Genomic DNA, 15,849 nt, shown 5'->3' with positions numbered 1-15,849 from the left:
GTCGTTCGCACGTAGAGGTTGACGTGGACCTTTTTGTCGAAGAGCTGATCGATCAGTGCCGCCGCATACTGCGTAAACTGCAGCACCTCCGTACGGGAATCGTATTCAGCCGTCGCTGTAATCGTCAATTCGATCAATTGGCCGCTCATGAACCGCCCAAAGCCGGTAACCCCGATGTACTCGCCAAAGAAGGACTGGAGCTGCTTCATCAGCTTGTCGTACTGCAGGGATATCTGCGAATAGTCGTTTTCAACCTGTGAGCTGGGGAAGAGGTAGTACGCCTCATCGATCGGCTGCCACTTGGACACAGAGCTCTCCCCTGCGTTTACCGTTCCCGAGAGGATAAATCGGCCCGGCACGAGGGTCGAATTGCGGTCGGCCACTTGATACAAGGCAATGACCATCGGGATTTGCGGGTTATCTGCTCTCACCTTTTGGACAATGCGGCTGGCCATTTGCTCACCTTTGGCCCGAAGCTGATCTGTCGTATACTGCTGCTCTTTGTCCGACGCATCCTTGTACACGGGCGAGAGGGCCAATCCCAGCACAATCCCGGCCAACTGCTTCTGCGACATGTCCAGGTAATCGTGTTCCAGGACGTGAACAAGCAAATTCGGCCCTTTGTCGGGATTGAGTCCCTCCGGATTCTCACTAGCGGAAGAAAGCCATTTTTTCACCTGATCCCGAGAGATTTTTTGCCCTTCCTGGAAGAAGTACTGACTTGGCGAAAAGGTTTGCTGGGCAATTTCCATCAAGCCCATTTCCTGATGGCCAAAGTCAGCTCTGCTGCTGGAGAGGCGGGAGAACATTCCGCGGGTTTGATTTTGTTGGTATGGGACGATACCAGTGTAGTAGTTTTCGCTTACCTTAACATCTGCCGAGACAGAAGGAGTCGCAGGCGCCTCTTCTTTTTGGCCCGGCAGCAGCGAACAGGCCGACGCGGTTAGCGCCAAAGAAATCACCGCACCAATCAAGAACATTTTACTTCCTAATCGTTTCATCTCAAATGCTCCTTTAAACTTCGAAAAACAGGGCTTATTCCCACTTTCTCCATTTACCTTTTGTGAGGGTATAAAGGGCAGCCGATTCTCCTACAGCGACGATTTTATCGGATCCGAAACCGGGCCCCAGCAGGACAAACTGCTCGGGCGCCTTCGCTGTATGTGGTGTCCAATCACTGCCATTTTGGATGAGTACTCCTATGTCTGTAGACAGGTAAAGGGCGTCATCCTGGCTGTCGATCGCAAGCGAATAGACCTGCTTCACATCCGGAACCGGTTCGCTCCGCAAGGGCTCTTCCCCTACGGACAACAAGCCTGACTGCGTCACCAGATACAAGCGCTGCTGGGCGGGATGAAAAGCCATGGCGTAGACTTCCTGATCAATCGAAAGCCACTTTTCCCACTTTTGCCCGCCATCTGTAAACTGGTAGATTCCATCTTCGGCTACGTACGCGTACAACTCCACCTTTTCCTTCTGACGGATTCCGGCAAAGCTGCGGATATTTGCCCCTTTGGGCAAGCCCTGATCGATTGTTTTCCACGTCTGTCCGCCGTCTGAAGAGAATTTGCATATTCCCTGTCCGCCGATGAATATCCGTCGGGGATCAGCAGGATCAATGAACAAGCCCGCCACGTCATCTTCTCCGACATCAGGCGAACTCAAAACCCATAACTTGTCGTTCGCAGACGCGTAAAGTCCGGAATGGGTGCCCAACCAAATGCGGGAGGCGTCCGGTGACTTGGCAGCGAACTGCAGAAAGCCGCCTTTTTCCAGTACGTCCTGATACGTCAAATCGCCCTGTACCAAAGCCGCCTGTACCGGCGGCAGTTCCCGCACCGTTCCGCTCGTCTGCGTGCCGCAGCCGGCAACCGCAAGTCCAATGATAATCCCTGCCAGTATGCCCGGCAAGACAGTTCTCCTCTTCATACCCCTCACATCCCTTTGACAAATGCTCTCTTTCTTGTTTAGTGAGCCGTCATTTGCTTCAAGAGTTCCAGGAAGCCCGCTTCGTCCAGTACCGCAACACCCAATTTCTGGGCCTTTTCCAATTTTGATCCAGCCTTCTCCCCGGCGATCACCAGATCCGTCTTGGCGCTCACGCTTCCCGTCACTTTTCCGCCCATAGAAGTAATCTTCTCCTCCGCTTCTTGACGGGTCAATGTCGCCAAGGTGCCGGTTAAGACGACTGTTTTTCCGGAGAAAGGAAGGTCGGCTGCCTCTGCCAGTCGAACGCCCTTGTACAAGGTATTGACACCGGCCGCTTCCAGCCGCTTGATCAAATCGCCCACCTGCGGCAGCGAAAAGTAAGCGACGATGCTTTCCGCCATCTTGGGTCCAATTTCATCAATTGCCATCAGTTCTTCCTGTGTCGCCTGCATGAGTCTGTCCAGACTGCCAAAGTGCTCAGCCAACACGCGGGCTGCCTTGGATCCGACCAGGCGGATGCCCAAACCGAACAGCAGCCTCTCGAGAGAGTTTTGCTTGCTCGCTTCGATCGCGTCCAGCAGATTATCTACCGACTTCTCGCCCATGCGCTCCAGGCCGATCAATTCCTCACGCCGCTCTTTCAGGTAGTAGATATCAGCCACACTGCCGATCAAGCCCTTGGCAAACAACTGGGAGACGACTTTTTCACCCAAACCCTCGATGTTCATCGCCAAACGTGAGACGAAGTGGATCATGCCCTCACGGATCAATGCCGGACAGTCCGGATTGATGCAGCGCAGTGCGACTTCTTCATCCAGCCGCACCAGTTCACTGCCGCACTCCGGACAATGGGTCGGCATGTGGAAGGGCTGTTCATCTCCCTTGCGACGATCGGGCAGCACTGCGACGATCTCCGGGATGATGTCGCCCGCTTTCCGCACGATGACGGAATCACCGATCAAGAGGCCTTTTTCGCGGATGATATCTTCGTTGTGCAAGGAAGCACGTTTGACGGTCGTTCCCGCGATGCCGACCGGATCTAGCAGTGCGGTCGGGGTGACCACACCCGTCCGCCCGACACTGATCTCGATTCCCACAAGCCTGGTCACGGCCTCTTCGGCAGGAAATTTGTACGCAATTGCCCAGCGGGGACTCTTGGCCGTAAAGCCAAGTGCCCGCTGATCGGCATAACGGTCCACTTTTATAACCATTCCATCGATTTCGTAGGGCAGGTGTGGACGCTTCTCCACCCATCCCTCTACAAATGTTATGACGTCATCTATGCTGGTAAAGACACGCCACTCCGGATTTATTTTAAAACCGAGCGAGCCCATCAGCTCCAGGGCCTGGCTGTGCGATTCAACCGTCTCTCCTTCCAGCTCGCCCAGGCCGTAGATAAACGTGTCGAGCGAGCGGGAGGCGGCGATCTTCGGATCGAGCTGCCGCAGGGAACCGGCCGCCGAATTGCGCGGATTGGCAAACAGCGCTTCTCCCTGTGCTTCCCTTTCCTTGTTCAGCTTTTCGAACGCCCGCTTCGGCATGAACGCTTCCCCGCGCACTTCCAGCGTCACAGGGCGGGTCAAGCGGAGCGGAATGGAGCGGATCGTCCTCAGATTTTGGGTGATGTCCTCGCCCGTCTGTCCGTCACCGCGAGTGGAGCCTTGGATAAAATAGCCGTTTTCGTATTGAAGCGATACGGCCAAACCGTCGATTTTCAATTCGCAGACGTAGCTCACCTCGTCCCGGCCCAGCGTTTGCCTCACGCGCCGGTCAAAATCGCGCAGATCCGCCTCGCCAAACGCATTGGCGAGACTGAGCATCGGCGTCTTGTGCACGACCTTTTCAAACGCCGCCAGCGGTGCTCCGCCCACCCGCTGCGTCGGCGAATCGGGCGTCACCATATCGGGAAACAGGTCTTCGAGCGTTTGCAGCTCGCGCATCAGGACGTCGTACTCCTGGTCCGTAATTTCCGGGCGGTCCTCTATATGATACAGACGGTTATGGTGGTTAATTTGTTTCCGAAGCTCCTCAATCCGTTGTTCTGCCGCCAATCGCTCCATCGTTCTACACCTCTTTTGCCCCGGGCTTACGCCTTCTCGATCGGGGCGAATTTAGCCAGTAATTTTTTTACACCAACCGGGCTGGAAAAGGCAATATCCAATTCCAGGCTATCGCCGCTCCCCTTCACGCTGACGACGGTGCCGATTCCCCACTTTCCGTGCTTGACCTTGTCGCCCGCCTTCCAGTCGACGCCAGCTGCGGCGCCGTGCTGCGGCAGCTTGCCGACTGCCTGCTCGAAGCGGACCGGGCCTTTGGCAGCCGCCGCCGCGTTTCTTCCGCTTCCGCCCGCGAACACCCGCGGCTCGCCGCTGCGGGTGCCGTATCCCTGCCTGTTCCATCTCATTTCCTCGCCAGGCGCATCTCCTTCCAGCAGTTCCTGCGGGATCTCGGAGAGAAAACGGGACGGGGGATTGCTGTTGGTGCGGCCAAACAGCGTCCGCGAATACGCCCGCGTCAGGTACAGGCGCCGCTCCGCACGGGTAATGCCGACGTAGGCCAGCCGCCGTTCTTCCTCCATCTCATCGTCGTCAAACAGGGAACGGCTGTGGGGAAAGACGCCTTCTTCCAGTCCCACCAGGAACACCACCGGAAACTCCAACCCCTTGGCGCTGTGCAGGGTCATCAGGACGACCTGCCCCTCTGCCGAACCCAGGTCGGCTTCGTCCTCGTCATCCAGCGAATCGATGTCGGCAATCAGCGCCAGGTCAGTCAGGAAAGCGAGCAGGCTGCGGTCTTCGCTCTTCCGTTCAAACTCCTGGGTGACGGACAGAAATTCGTCGATATTTTCCAGCCGGGCCGCCGCTTCCAGCGTCTTCTCTTCTTTGAGCGATTCGCGGTACCCGGTTCGCGTGAGCACCTCTTCAACCAACTCTGTCACGCTTAAATAATCCACCATTTTGACCAGATTATCAATCATTTCGGCAAAGGCGCTGATCGCCCCGGTCATTCGTGCCGAGAGCCCCAGATAGCCGACATCCTGAATCGCCCGATACAGGGAGACGCCGTGGGCCGCCGCATACGCCTGCAGCTTTTCCACTGTGCTGTCGCCGATTCCCCGCTTTGGCACGTTGATGATCCGCTCCAGACTAATATCGTCATCCGGATTGGAAATCAACCGGAGGTAAGCCAAAATGTCCTTGATCTCTTTGCGGTCGTAGAACTTGGTGCCGCCGATGATCGAGTAGGGGATATTGGATTTGATCAGCACTTCCTCCAACACCCGTGACTGCGCGTTGGTGCGGTAGAGGATCGCAAACTGGTCGTAGCGCTTGAACTCGGCGAGCTGCTGCTTGATCGTCTCGACGATAAAGTACGCCTCATCGTGCTCCGAATCGCCGTTGTAGACATAGATCTTATCGCCCTGCGGATTATCTGTCCACAGCTTCTTTTCCTTGCGCATGCGATTGTTGGCAATGACGCCGTTGGCTGCCTGAAGGATCGTCTTGGTCGACCGGTAGTTTTGCTCCAGTTTGACAACCTTTGCCTCCGGATAGTCTTTCTCAAAGTTAAGGATGATGGAAATATCGGCGCCCCGCCATTTGTATATGCTCTGGTCGGCGTCGCCCACACAGCAGATGTTCCGGTGTTTCTCCGCCAGCATGGAGATCAGGACGTACTGCGCCCGGTTGGTGTCCTGATATTCGTCTACATGGATGTAGCGAAACTTTTTCTGATAATACTCCAGCACGTCGGGCACTTCTTTAAACAGCCGGATGGTCGTCATGATCAAGTCGTCAAAGTCGAGCGACTGGTTGTTTTTCAGCTTTTTCTGATACAGCTCGTAGACCTTGGCAGCCGCTTGCTGAAAGTAGTCTCCCGCGTTCTTTGCGAATTGGACATGGTCGATCAGTTCGTTCTTCGCTCCGCTGATCATCGCCAGGACTGCCCTGGGCTCAAATTTTTTCGTATCCAGATTCAACTCTTTCAGGCACTGCTTGACGACCGTCAGCTGGTCTCCCGCGTCCAATATGGTAAAGCTGCGGCTGATGTCAAGACGGTCGATGTCCCGCCGCAAGATCCGTACACACAACGAGTGGAAAGTGGAAATCCAAATGTCCTCCGCTTCCCTGCCAACGATCCGGGCGACCCTCTCCTTCATCTCCCGCGCCGCCTTGTTCGTAAAGGTAATGGCCAGAATACTCCAGGGAGCCACCCTTTTCTGCCCTACCAAATAGGCAATCCGCTGAGTCAGCACCCGCGTTTTTCCGCTGCCCGCACCAGCCAGGATCAGCACCGGCCCTTCGGTCGTCAGGGTTGCCTCTGATTGCTGCGGGTTCAGCCCTGTAAGAATTTGAGTTTGTTCAGACATCGGTAAAGCCACCTTTCCCACGTGCATATGTTCCTATTGTGTCATAGAATAGCTTCTCGTGCCAGTTTTATGTTTGGGCGGCCAGACGAAAAAACGTAGCGCAAGGAGTTTTCTCCTGCACTACGCCTGCTCTTGTCTGCATGATGCGCCCGGATAGCGGCGGTTCACTGCTGCTTGACAGCGGAAACGGTCGCCAGCGCCGCTTTCAGGTCCTCGTAAATGATATTGCCGACCACCACTGTATCGGCGATTTGCGCCATTTCACGGGCTTGTTCGGGAGTGCGAATCCCCCCGCCGTAAAACACGTGTGCCCCCTGAGCCCCCGCCCGGCAGGCGCGAACCACTTCAGGGTCTCCGTACGCCCCGCTGTACTCCACGTAAAAAACCGGGAGGCGAAGCAGCTTTACGGCAGCCTGGGCATAGGCTGCCGCTTCCGACGGACCCGAGACCGTCCGGGCCTTGGTCAAGCAGGCGGCCGAGGCTTCCGGATTGAGGATGAGATACCCTTCCGCCACGATCTCCTCCCAGTGGATGTACGCCCCATACTCAGTCAAACCGGCCACATGGGGCGCCAAAAACCAATCCGGGTCGCCGGCGTTGAGCACAAGCGGAATGAAGTATCCGTCAAATCCGGGGACAACCGCCGACAGGTTGGATACTTCCAGGACGGCAGGTACGGAAAAGCGGCGAATCCGGGCCATCAGGTCGAGCGTATTGTCGTAGGTCACCCCCAGCGTGCCGCCGACGATGACCGCATCCGTTCCCGATTCGCAAATCGCTTCCAAATCGCCGTCACTGTGCGGCTTATCCGGATCGAGCTTAAATACATGACGCCAAGTGCTGTAATCAATCACAGTCTGCTGCCTCCAAACCAAAATTATCTGCCGATTCGCTCCAAGGCGAGCTCATACCCGTTATTGCCGTAATTGAGGCAGCGTTTGACCCGCGAGATTGTCGCCGTGCTCGCGCCTGTTTCCGCTTCGATCTGGTTGTACGTAAAGCCTTTGCGGAGCATCCGGGCAACCTCCAGCCGCTGGGCCAGCGATTGCATCTCGTTAATCGTGCACAGATCATCAAAAAAACTGTAGCATTCCTCTATCGTTTTCAGTGCCAAAACCGCTTCAAACAGTTGGTCAATCCCTTTTCCTTTTAACTTTTCCAATTGCATGAGATCACCTCATCATGAACCCGTTCAATTTTCCACTGTGAAATTTTTACGCGTTAAAGCCCTGCTTACCTCTTTATCTTAGGGCAAAAGGTAGTGCATTACAAGCGCTTATTGGAATTGAACTGCGGTCTGTAAGCCGGGAGAATCTGGCACGAAGTTAACCCATGTGTTGCCAGGCAAAAGCGGCACCTCTTCGCTGTACGTCGCATCCGTATACGCCCGGATCACGCCGCCGCTGCGCTTCCACTTGACGCTGCGGGCCTTCCCCTGCTGGAACAAATAGCCATCCCCAGGACCGGTCACATCCACGGTGCGCCGCCCTTCACTGTCAATGACCCGATGTTTAGACGATATAACCAGCAGATTTGTCACTGCAAGCTGTTCATTCGTCGTCAGATCCATGTGCGGCTTGCCGTCGGAAAAGCGGAGATAACGACCTTTTTCCTCGTCGTATTTGTAGCTGGCCGAATACAGCGAGTGAAACTTTACTGATATGTCCGTCGCGGGGCTTCCTTCGGTTATTTTGGCGTCTGCGGGAAGGAATGGAAAGTGAGGCAGCTCAGAGGTCGTCCGAAACCCTTTGGCTTCTATCGCCTGGTTGATTTTATCCAAATCCGTGTAGACGTTGTGAGGCGGTTTGCGGAAACTCTCTCGCCAAAAATACTTGGAGTTGGCGATTTCATCGAGATCCGCGTAATTAGGGCCGGCCAGCGTCGCAAGTGCCTCCTCGCTTCCTCCCACGTGAACCATGACCGCGTCGAATCCTTCACCTATCTTTATGTAATACGGCCGGATACTCCGCACCGGGCCGATCACCTGCGGTTTTTGGCTCTGGTAGATGGCCTCAAACCGGGTGATCTCCCCTTCGGCCAGGATTTCATAGACGATATCCGCCTTGTCCAGTCCCGACTGCGGCCTCGCTTGGGTCTGGTTGTTGATCATGACCATGATCGGCCGGCGTCCGTCCAGTTTTTCCTTTGATCCCAGTCCGGTAAACGGCGCCGTATACGGATACGCCGTATCTTGGCCAACCGGCTCATCCACGGGCGGGGCAGGCTCCGGTTTGGGCTGAACAGCAGTCTCCCGGCCGCAGCCTGCGATCAACACGCCGAGAACCAACATCGTCGTCAAAGATGTAAGAAGTCTCACAAATATATTCTCTCCCTTCGCATCGTTGTCCAAAAAGCGAGCACGCCGAATGGTCTTGTTTGTTTTCTGCATCGTTACATGAAATCCTTCCTTACACAGCTTTCCCACATTTGTGTTATCAGCTTGCCATACTGCTTTGCTAATCTAAAAAGAAAATCCTAAAATAAAGAAGGAACCGTTTCAATACGGATCGCATACAAGGGAGGAATCGGCGATGAGCGCCCCTAAACCCTATCTTGTCTACCTCGTAGACGACGAAGAAAATTTACTGGAGCTGCTTAAATCCTATTTGCAAAATGCCGGCTACCAGGTGAAGACCTTTCAAACGGGCGAAGAAGTCTTGCAAGTCCTTGACATAGATACTCCGCATCTGTGGATTCTTGATATTATGCTGCCGGATATCGACGGTTATGAGCTGCTTCGCCAAATCCGCAGCAAGTCTGACGTGCCGATTATCTTTATTTCTGCCCGCGATCAAGACATAGACAAAATCATCGGCTTGGAGCTCGGCAGCGATGACTACCTGGCAAAGCCCTTTCTGCCGCGCGAACTGGTCATCCGCGTACAGAAGCTCCTGCAGCGTTCCTATGAAAAGGGAGTCCCTCCGATGACTGCGCTCGCCGCACCCCAGTATCAGGACTGGATTCAGGCGGGCCCTTACCTGGTCTCGGAAAAAGGACGAATAGTCAAGGAGGGAGAGCAGCCGATCGAGCTGACGACCAAGGAGTTTGACATGATCGCCTATTTTCTTCACAACCAGGGGCAGGCTTTGCACCGGGAGCAGATCCTGGCCGCTGTCTGGGGAGACGACTACGTCGGTTCGGACCGGGCCGTCGACGATCTTGTGAAGCGCATACGCAAAAAGCTGCCCGGCTTCCCGCTTGAAACCGTGTACGGCTTTGGGTACCGGATGACAGTGAAATGAAACTGACCAAACGCTTGAAAGACTGGCCGCTCTCCCGGCAAATCCTGATCCTGTTCATGCTGTTGACCACTGTCCTGGGGGCAGGCGTCGGGATTCTCTATCCGTTTGCCGTCAAGCATTACCTGGTCGACAATACCTTCTCTCTGCTGGAGGAGGAGTTTGACAATCTGTCCGGCCACATCACCTTTACGGAAAATCACGAGCTTCTTCCGGTCCCGGCCAGCGCACCGCTGTTTTTGCAGCTGCTTCTCTCCAATTACGACTACTCGTTCGACATGATCGTCTTCGCCGCGAACGGCAAACCGCTGGGGGCCCGCATGACCGAGCAGCTTCCCAGCGATGACGCCCAGGAGTTGTACCGCTTGGCGGCACACTATCCGAAGGACAAGGTACAGCACGGAACGCTGCCAAGAGGCCAGGAAACGTATTTGTTCGTCAGCAAGCTGATGGATTACCACGGGTTCCCCTACTACCTGGTGCTCTACTCCAAAGAGCGGGAGCTGAACCAGATCAATTCGATTCTGACGCGCCAGTTCTTGCTGGTTTTCGCCGTTTTGCTGCTGGTTAGCTGGCTCCTTGCCGTCTGGTTCAGCCGCTACCTGACCAGTCCCATTCAGCGGCTGCAGGAGTGGTGCCATAAAATTGCCAGCCGACAGTTCGACACTCCGCTGAAAATGGATCGGGGAGACGAGATCGGACAGCTCGCCCGATCGTTTGAGACGATGCAGGACCACTTGAAGGAGTACGACGAATCACAGCGTCATTTCGTGCAAAACATCTCACATGAATTGAAGACGCCGATCATGGCGATCCAAGGGTACGCCCAGGGATTGCTTGAAGGGGTATTTCAAGGCCCGCAGGCAGAAAAAGGGCTGCAGGTGATCATGGACGAAAGCCGCAGGCTGGAGAACGTCGTGGGGCAGCTCCTCTATTTGACGAAGATCGAGTCGGTGGCCCAGATGCTGCAGGCGACTCCGCTCAATCTGAGTGAACTGTTTCCGCTCCTCAAGCAGCGCCTGAGCGTCTTGCAGCCGCAAATCGAATGGCGGATCGATCTGCCCGCACTGCTGCCGACGGAAGGGGATGGCGAACAGCTCTCCACAGCGTTTCAAAATATCATCGAAAACCAGCTTCGCTACGCCAAGAGCGAATGTATCATCCAGGGCAGACAGAAGGGCAATGATATCCAGTTGATGCTGGGAAATGACGGACCGCCGATTGAAGAGGCCCTGCTGCCGCATTTGTTCCAGCGCTTTCGCAAGGGAAAGGGCGGCAAACACGGGCTTGGGCTGGCGATCGCCCGAGCCGTCATCGAAGCGCACGGCGGAACCATAGAAGCCCGCAACATGGCCCCCGGCGTCTGGTTTATCGTGCATCTGCCGGTCAAACCTGAACACAAATCGGATTGACAACCATGGCAACCCGCCTCGCGCTTGAAAGAGGCGGGTTTTTATTTTATGGACAAGCCATTTTCATTGAGATTGACGAATAATGTCCAAATTGCTATGTTTATGAATAGTGGCATAATTTCATCTACTCAAGGGGGTTCTATCTAAATGAGAAAAGGTGTTGCCTTGCTGTTGTCCACATTTCTTCTCGCCGGTTCGCTGCTCGCCGGCTGCAGTTCCGGTACCGGCAGCCAGCCCGGCCAACCGGCGGCAAACGGCGGAAAAGAAGCGCCAGCCGCGCCAGCGCCAGCCGGCGGCTCGAACGTAATCAAGATCGCAACCCAGAGCCCCCTCTCAGGGCCGCAATCACTTGAAGGAGAGGCGATCAAGCTGGGAGCCGAGCTGGCCATAAAAGAGAACGCCGAAGCGTTTAAAAGCATGGGCTTCGAGCTCCAGCTCTTTCCTCAGGACGATCAGGCAGACCCCAAGCAGGGCGTAGTCAATGCGGAAATGTTGATCGCCGATCCCGATGTCTTCGCCGTCGTGGGCCACTACAACACCGGCGTGGCGATTCCTTCCTCCGCAAAGTATGAAGCGGGACAAGTCACCATGGTCTCCCCTGCGAACACCGGGGTTGAACTGACAGAGAACCACAGAAAAAGCGTAAACCGACTGGTCGCCCGCAATGATCAGATCGCTCCAGCCGCCGCCAAATACGCAAAAGACCAGTTGGGAGCGAAAAATGTCTTCCTCGTCCACGACAAAACCGCCTATGGACAGGGGCTTGTCGACGAAGTGCGCAAGGCGTTTCGCGACCTTGGCGTAGAAGAGCTGGGCTATGAAGGAATAACGGCCGGGGAGAAGGATTACAGCGCGATCGTCAACCAGATCGTCGCCAAAAAGCCCGACCTCGTCTTTTACGGCGGCATGTACAACGAAGCGGGGTTGATCGCCCGGTCGGCAAAAGAGAGAGGTTTCACCGGCAAGATCATGGGCGGTGAAGGGTTAGAATCCAATGACATGTACAAGATCGCCGGAGATGCGGCAGAGGGGATCATCTACGCTACCGTTGTCGGGGACGTCCGCGCCACTGATGAGGGCAGGCAGTGGGTAGAGAAATACAAGACGACGTTCGGCAAAGAGCCAGGCGCTTTTTCCGCCTTTGCCTATGACGCCGCCTTGGTCATTCTGAACGGACTGGAAGCTGCTATCAAGGAAAATGCCGGCAAAAAGCCGACCAAAGAGCAGGTGCTGGAGAAGGTGCGGGCCACCAAAGATTTTAAAGGCTTCTTCACGCAGGTCTCGTTCGACGAAAAAGGCGACAATACATTCTCCAAAGTCTACATCTATAAGTTCGGCAAGGAAAAAGCCGAATTTATCGGGGAAGCCGCAAACTGAAGACAACGGAAAAAAGCTGTTGAGAGTACCTGTCTCAACAGCTTTTTTCGCTTAAACGAGCATGCCGCCCTTCTTCGAATATTTGAGGATGCCCTCCGCCGCCCGGTACGCCAGCGCTCCGACTGTGTCGGTAGGGTTGTAGCCGCTGTTGTGGGGAAAGGCGGAAGCGCCTACCACAAAGACGTTTTCCGCATCCCACATTTGCAGGTAACTGTTTACGGCAGAGGTAGCCGGGTCAGCCCCCATGATGACGCCGCCCGTGTTGTGCGTCGATTGATACGGAACGATATCGTAGGGGCCCAGCTCCTTATTCGCCACCACCGTATCGGCGCCCATCTCCTTCATGATCTCTTCGCATCTGCCTACCAGGTAACGGGCCAGCTCGCGGTCTTGGTCTTCGAAGTCAAAGGTAAGCCGGATCAGCGGGTCGCCGAAGCTGTCCTTATAGGTTGGGTCAAGGTCGAGGTAGTGATGTCGAAATGGCATGCACGCTCCCTGTGCCCCGACTGACAAGGTGCGATTGTAGTACTTTAGCGAAGCGGCTTTGAAGTCTTTACCCCATCCCGGCGTCCCCTGGGGCACCGGGTTGTTCTGGATCGGCCTTGAACCGAAATTGGAGATGCTGATGTTGGCGCCGTGGATGAATTTCAGGTCGGAGTGATCGAAGTTGTCGCCGTTGTAGTCATCCAAGCACATGGCAAGCGCTCCGGCACCGGCAAAATTGTTGAATTCCTTGTTTTCGAAAAAGCCCGAGGCATTCCCTTTCAGCACCTGATATGCGTAGTTTTTGCCGATCACCCCGGTACCGCTGGCGGCATCGTACGGCTTGCCCAGCTTGGACATCAGCAAGATCCTCGCGTTGTTGAACACGTAGCTGGTCAGCACGACGACATCCGCAGGCTGTTCGATCTCTTCGCCGGTCGTCGTATCGATGTACAAAACACCTGTCGCCTTGTTGCCGGAGTGCAGGATCCTCCTCACATTGGAGTGGGTCCGCAGTTCAAACTTCCCGCTTTTCATTGCGACGGGAATGACCGTGACGACGGGATCCGCCTTCGCCCCGTATTCGCAGCCAAACCGCTCGCAGAATCCGCAGTACTGGCAAGCCGCACGCGCGATTCCGTCAGGATTGGTATACGGCTCTGAGAGATTGGCCGAAGGCAGGGCGTACGGATGAAGGTTCATCTTTTTCGTTACATCCCGAAACATGACGAGCTGCGGAGACATTTTCATCGGCGGGGTAGGGTACTTGTCGGAGCGTTTGCCGCCGAGGGGATTTTCTTCGCCGGAGATGCCGCAGGTTTTCTCAAATTTGTCGTAGTAGGGCTCCAGCTCGTCATAGGTGATGCCCCAGTCCTGAATCGTCATATCCGCGGGAATCTTGTTCTTCCCGTACCTCTCCAGCGTCTTGGTCCTGATCTGAAAGTCGTAGGGCAAAAAGCGAAACGTATGGCCGTTCCAATGGACGCCTGATCCACCCAAATTGTCACCGAGCAAAAAGGAGCCATACTGCCGCATCGGCAGGGCCCGGACTTTCTCATTGCTGCGGAACGTAACGGTTTCCTTCGACAGATCCTGCATGAGTTCGTAACGCAAAGCGTAGCGAAGTTCGTCATGCACCATGTAATAGTCTTCCGTTTTCCGTTCCTTTCCCCGCTCCAGGCCAACTACATGCAGCCCTTGCTTCGTCAGTTCGGAAGCGATGATTCCGCCGCCCCAACCGACTCCGATCACTACGACGTCTACCTTTGGCAACTTCTTTGCCATGTTCTCACCTCATCGACTCTAGTGTGTAAGATGTTCTCGCAAGCTTACGGGCGGTATTTTCTGGAAACCCTTGTCAATGATATTGGCATAAGACATTTGATTTCCCGGGAAGTTTTTCATTTGCCAGCCAGCCATGTTTTTGTTGCCGCCATACAGCGGATCCGCGTATACGCCCTCAAGCGTACTGCTGCGAAGCATATTGAAAAAACCGCTTGGAGAGATGGTCGTCAACTTGACCTCATCCTTTTCAAAGGCCGTCAGCACACCATCCTGTTCCTCCGGGGCCAGCTCTTCAAATTTTTTCTGATACTTGCTCATGCTGTAATTCTGCATTTCGCGCAGGCCGATATCGAAAATTTCCCTCCGTCTCAGGCGCCCCTGGTATCCTTGCACTTTTTCTCCCTTATAAAAAGGCGGCTGCATGTACTCTCGGGAGTTAAATCCCCATTCCCCGGCCAGCTGGTGGTCGATAAAGAAAGCGACTCCCAACTCACTGGCACCAGGACCGTTCTCATCTTTGGGAAAAATCCGCTCGGTCGCCGCATCGACGATCTTAAATTGCTCCTGGGTAAAGTACATCAAGGCCTGATTGTAGTCCTGCGCGGCCGGCGCTGCCCCAGGTGCGGGCGCAGGAGCTGGCGCTTGCGGGTTCGTACGGACAAGACTCCCGACCACACCGCCAACTATCAATCCTCCGAGGGCATACCCCGTATTCTTCAGGAAATTTCTCCTTGAAACTGGTTGTTGATCGTTTTGTTCTACTTGATCTTGATCCGGCATATTCGCCCACCTCCTGATTTAGCTGGAAAAAAGGAATTCAGTGGCAACATTGCTTTTATCTTGTCCAAAAGAGAAAAAGTTACTCCAAAAAAAACCATCGATACAAGATAAAAGGAAGGGAACGATAATAGCGAGATGCTAACCTAAAAGTTGGAGGTAATGCAATGAAAGCAAAATGGGTACACCTCGCGCGATTCCTTCACTCTGTTCCATTATGTTGATCTCCGGCTGCTATACTCATAACGCCGCACAGCCCCCGGCAGGAACAAAATCGATTACAGGTGCTCCACATGTCCGGACAGCACCGGCTGCACCGGGAGCACCAGGAACGCCGGCCGCGCCAGGAGGACCAGCTCTTCCCGGGAACCACTACGGCAAACCTGTCAACAGACAGGATGCCGGCGTCATACCCAGTGAATTTGGCGTCAAGACAGAAACGACCAACCGGCACGGCCACAACTTCAGCGGAATGGGCACAGGCGTCTACGGCAGAATTGGCAGTTCCGGCCTGCACGAAGGCGGTGTCTCTTCCCATATCCAATCCAGGCTTCATTCTGAAGGCATTGACGGGATCAAAGTGCTCGTCCTCGATGACACAGTAATCCTGGCCCAGGATCAAAAGCAGATCTCCGCCCATCGCTATGATCCGATGCAGCATAAACTATTGAACCCTACGGCGGGGGAATCAGGAAAAGGGGCTAGGAGCAGCACCGATCCGGGATTAGGCACAAAAGGAACCTCCAAAGCAGTCGATCACGACAACCTGTCAGCGGCCCGTGAGCACATTCATTCCCTCTTCGGCTCAGATGTGCGAGTCATGACTGTAACGGATCGCTCCGCCATCCAAGCGATTGACCGAATCAAAGCAAAGCTGAAATCCGGCTCCGCCTCCCATGCCGAGATCTCCAGAGATCTTTCGACCATCATGAGATCGGCGAAGAAGTAAAAAGCAAAGGAACTGCCTGGCGATGGGCAG

Annotated in this window: 13 protein-coding genes; 4 read left to right on the top strand and 9 right to left on the bottom strand. The window is 54.9% G+C overall.

The genetic code is table 11. The annotated features are described in order from the left end of the window. The 7 genes from ACI7RC_RS19990 to ACI7RC_RS19960 all read right to left on the bottom strand — a co-directional run. On the bottom strand, positions 1–1,001 hold a 1,001-nt coding region (locus ACI7RC_RS19990; protein WP_408109968.1), incomplete at its 3' end, for a CamS family sex pheromone protein. A 34-nt stretch (positions 1,002–1,035) separates the two neighbouring features. Then, entirely contained in the window at positions 1,036–1,929 is an 894-nt protein-coding gene (locus tag ACI7RC_RS19985) for a WD40/YVTN/BNR-like repeat-containing protein (RefSeq protein ID WP_408109967.1), read from the bottom strand. A gap of 38 nt (positions 1,930–1,967) precedes the next feature. After that, entirely contained in the window at positions 1,968–3,989 is a 2,022-nt protein-coding gene (ligA, locus tag ACI7RC_RS19980) for an NAD-dependent DNA ligase LigA (RefSeq protein WP_408109966.1), read from the bottom strand. Between the two features lie 26 nt (positions 3,990–4,015). Further along, the gene (gene pcrA / locus ACI7RC_RS19975; protein WP_408109965.1) at positions 4,016–6,298 is read right to left on the bottom strand and encodes a DNA helicase PcrA; all 2,283 of its coding nucleotides are present in this window, start codon (positions 6,296–6,298) and stop codon (positions 4,016–4,018) included. Positions 6,299–6,462: 164 nt separating this feature from the next. Continuing rightward, positions 6,463–7,152 (bottom strand): heptaprenylglyceryl phosphate synthase, encoded by a 690-nt coding sequence (gene pcrB / locus ACI7RC_RS19970; RefSeq protein WP_408109964.1) that lies wholly within the window; start codon positions 7,150–7,152, stop codon positions 6,463–6,465. 23 nt (positions 7,153–7,175) lie between these two features. Continuing rightward, complete coding sequence (locus ACI7RC_RS19965) at positions 7,176–7,466, bottom strand: YerC/YecD family TrpR-related protein (RefSeq protein WP_408109963.1); 291 nt, start codon at positions 7,464–7,466, stop codon at positions 7,176–7,178. Between the two features lie 108 nt (positions 7,467–7,574). Beyond that, positions 7,575–8,615: a DUF3048 domain-containing protein gene (locus tag ACI7RC_RS19960; RefSeq protein WP_408109962.1), complete on the bottom strand. Its 1,041-nt coding sequence runs from the start codon at positions 8,613–8,615 to the stop codon at positions 7,575–7,577. Between the two features lie 214 nt (positions 8,616–8,829). On the opposite strand from ACI7RC_RS19960, the gene ACI7RC_RS19955 reads away from it, so the two are divergent. The 3 genes from ACI7RC_RS19955 (at position 8,830) to ACI7RC_RS19945 (ending at position 12,326) form a co-directional block, all read left to right on the top strand. Then, positions 8,830–9,540: a response regulator transcription factor gene (locus tag ACI7RC_RS19955; RefSeq protein WP_408109961.1), complete on the top strand. Its 711-nt coding sequence runs from the start codon at positions 8,830–8,832 to the stop codon at positions 9,538–9,540. Next, on the top strand, positions 9,537–10,949 hold the full coding sequence (locus ACI7RC_RS19950; protein ID WP_408109960.1) for a HAMP domain-containing sensor histidine kinase: 1,413 nt from the start codon (positions 9,537–9,539) through the stop codon (positions 10,947–10,949). Before ACI7RC_RS19955 ends, ACI7RC_RS19950 begins: the two co-directional genes overlap by 4 nt. Positions 10,950–11,096: 147 nt before the next feature. Further along, positions 11,097–12,326 (top strand): branched-chain amino acid ABC transporter substrate-binding protein, encoded by a 1,230-nt coding sequence (locus tag ACI7RC_RS19945; RefSeq protein ID WP_408109959.1) that lies wholly within the window; start codon positions 11,097–11,099, stop codon positions 12,324–12,326. Positions 12,327–12,377: 51 nt separating this feature from the next. On the opposite strand, the gene ACI7RC_RS19940 is transcribed toward ACI7RC_RS19945, so the two are convergent. Next, positions 12,378–14,093: a GMC family oxidoreductase gene (locus tag ACI7RC_RS19940; protein ID WP_408109958.1), complete on the bottom strand. Its 1,716-nt coding sequence runs from the start codon at positions 14,091–14,093 to the stop codon at positions 12,378–12,380. Positions 14,094–14,111: 18 nt separating this feature from the next. Next, the gene (locus tag ACI7RC_RS19935) at positions 14,112–14,873 is read right to left on the bottom strand and encodes a gluconate 2-dehydrogenase subunit 3 family protein (protein WP_408109957.1); all 762 of its coding nucleotides are present in this window, start codon (positions 14,871–14,873) and stop codon (positions 14,112–14,114) included. Between the two features lie 175 nt (positions 14,874–15,048). Between ACI7RC_RS19935 and ACI7RC_RS19930 the strand changes: the two genes are divergently transcribed. Continuing rightward, the gene (locus tag ACI7RC_RS19930) at positions 15,049–15,819 is read left to right on the top strand and encodes a hypothetical protein (RefSeq protein WP_408109956.1); all 771 of its coding nucleotides are present in this window, start codon (positions 15,049–15,051) and stop codon (positions 15,817–15,819) included. Positions 15,820–15,849: the final 30 nt, after the last annotated feature.

The organism is Brevibacillus sp. B_LB10_24 (genome assembly GCF_046036945.1).
Lineage (GTDB): Bacteria > Bacillota > Bacilli > Brevibacillales > Brevibacillaceae > Brevibacillus_C.
The sequence above is the reverse complement of the archived record's forward strand: the minus strand, read 5'-3'. Positions and strand labels throughout refer to the sequence as shown.

Bases quoted from the DNA above. Each gene is read 5' to 3' on its own strand.
- pcrA (WP_408109965.1), bottom strand. From the start codon at position 6,298: ATGTCTGAACAAACTCAAATTCTTACAGGGCTGAACCCGCAGCAATCA.
- ACI7RC_RS19945 (WP_408109959.1), top strand. From the start codon at position 11,097: ATGAGAAAAGGTGTTGCCTTGCTGTTGTCCACATTTCTTCTCGCCGGT.
- ACI7RC_RS19955 (WP_408109961.1), top strand. From the start codon at position 8,830: ATGAGCGCCCCTAAACCCTATCTTGTCTACCTCGTAGACGACGAAGAA.
- ligA (WP_408109966.1), bottom strand. From the start codon at position 3,989: ATGGAGCGATTGGCGGCAGAACAACGGATTGAGGAGCTTCGGAAACAA.
- ACI7RC_RS19965 (WP_408109963.1), bottom strand. From the start codon at position 7,466: ATGCAATTGGAAAAGTTAAAAGGAAAAGGGATTGACCAACTGTTTGAA.
- ACI7RC_RS19950 (WP_408109960.1), top strand. From the start codon at position 9,537: ATGAAACTGACCAAACGCTTGAAAGACTGGCCGCTCTCCCGGCAAATC.
- ACI7RC_RS19985 (WP_408109967.1), bottom strand. From the start codon at position 1,929: ATGAAGAGGAGAACTGTCTTGCCGGGCATACTGGCAGGGATTATCATT.
- ACI7RC_RS19930 (WP_408109956.1), top strand. From the start codon at position 15,049: ATGGGTACACCTCGCGCGATTCCTTCACTCTGTTCCATTATGTTGATC.
- ACI7RC_RS19940 (WP_408109958.1), bottom strand. From the start codon at position 14,093: ATGGCAAAGAAGTTGCCAAAGGTAGACGTCGTAGTGATCGGAGTCGGT.
- ACI7RC_RS19935 (WP_408109957.1), bottom strand. From the start codon at position 14,873: ATGCCGGATCAAGATCAAGTAGAACAAAACGATCAACAACCAGTTTCA.